The sequence below is a fragment of the Actinomadura sp. SCN-SB genome, assembly GCF_043906805.1.
Taxonomy (GTDB): domain Bacteria; phylum Actinomycetota; class Actinomycetes; order Streptosporangiales; family Streptosporangiaceae; genus Spirillospora.
Genome location: NZ_JBIMPP010000155.1, coordinates 1 through 1,678 on the forward strand (window position 1 = coordinate 1; position 1,678 = coordinate 1,678).

The 1,678-nt window shown below is 70.6% G+C and carries 1 protein-coding gene; it reads left to right on the top strand.

The genetic code is table 11. The annotated features are described in order from the left end of the window. Nucleotides 1-124 precede the first annotated feature (124 nt). Nucleotides 125-1,531 (top strand): IS1380 family transposase, encoded by a 1,407-nt coding sequence (locus ACGWYJ_RS38800; RefSeq protein ID WP_395111690.1) that lies wholly within the window; start codon nt 125-127, stop codon nt 1,529-1,531. The last annotated feature ends 147 nt before the right edge of the window (nt 1,532-1,678 follow it).

Genomic DNA, 1,678 nt, shown 5'->3' on the forward strand with positions numbered 1-1,678 from the left:
AGCCTGAATCCACCGGCTGATTTGTGTGAGCGGTAGGGCCGTAACGCAGCGAGGTGCCCTCTGAACTGGGAAGATGGGAGTTCTTCACGCTTCCACAAACCCAGTCCGAGAGGACACCTCGTAAGTGCGATTGTCTCACGCCGCCGCCAGGACACATGCGACCTTCGACGATGAGCACGTCATCGCCCACAGCGGGCTGGTGCCGGTGATGCGGCTGGCCGAACGCTGCGGACTGGGCGACCTGGCCGGTGAACACCTCCGCGCCGCCGGCCCCTGTGGAGCGGGCGTCGGTGCGAAGGTCGCCTCGATCGTGGCGGGCATGGCGGCGGGCGCCGACTCGATCGATGACCTGGACGTGCTGCGGCACGGCGGCATGACCAAGGTGTTCCACGACGTGCGGGCCCCGTCCACACTGGGCTCGTTCCTGCGCGCCCTGAACTGGGGCAACGTCCGCCAACTCCACAAGACCGGCCGGGAACTGCTGATCCGCCTGGCCGCGCACACACCGCTGCTGCCCGGCGCCGGCACGCTGGCGTTCGTGGACGTGGACTCCATGCAGCGCCGGGTGTTCTCGGCGGCCAAGCAGGGCGCCGGGTTCGGCCACACCAAGATCGGCGGGAAGAACCTGCTGGTCCGGGGGCTGAACACCCTGGCCGCGACCGTGTCCACACCGCTGGCCGCCCCCGTCATCGCCGCAACGAGGCTGCGGGGCGGGACCGCGTCCTCGGCCCGCGGCGCCGCCACCCTGATCGCCGAGGCCATCGGCACCACCCGCGCATGCGGCGCGTCCGGCCTGCTCATCATGCGCGGCGACTCGGCGTTCTACTCCGCCAAGACCATCGCCGCCTGCCGCCGCTCGGGCGCCTGCTTCTCGGTCACCGCGAAGATGGACCCCAAGATCAAGGCCGCGATCGCGCAGATACCCGACAACGCGTGGACGCCGATCAAGTACCCCAACGCGGTCTTCGACGAGCAGGCCGGACGGTGGGTCTCCGACGCCGAGGTCGCCGAAACCCCCTACACCGCGTTCTCCTCCAAGAAGAACCAGGCGGTCACCGCCCGCCTCATCGTCCGCCGCGTCCGCCGCCTCAACCCCAAGGCCGCCGGCGGACAGGACGAACTGTTCGACCTGTGGCGCCATCACGCCGTCTTCACCGACTCCCCATTCGAGATGCTGCAGGCCGAGGCCCAGCACCGCGACCACGCCGGCGCCATCGAGCACGCCTTCGCCGACCTGACCGACGGGCCCCTGGCGCACCTGCCATCAGGGGTGTTCACCGCCAACGCGGCCTGGCTGACCTGCGCAGCCATCACCCATAACCTGCTGCGCGCCGCCGGGACCCTGGCCTCGGCCTTCCACGCCAAAGCGCGAGGGGCGACCCTGCGCCGCCACCTGATCGGCGTCCCGGCCCGCATCGCCCGCCACGGACGCGGCCACCTCACCCTGCACCTGCCCGAACACTGGCCCTGGGCACCGGCATGGCGAGCCGTCTTCAACTCCCTGCACCCACCACCGGCCGCAGCGGCCTGACCCGCCCCAACCCCGGTCACCACACCCCGACGACCAGCACGGTCACCACACCCCAACCCCCGACCAGGAACCCCCGGACACACCGCCGACCAGCGAGCGGCCAGACGAGCACGCCCAGAAACCCCGACCCACACCAACAACTTCACC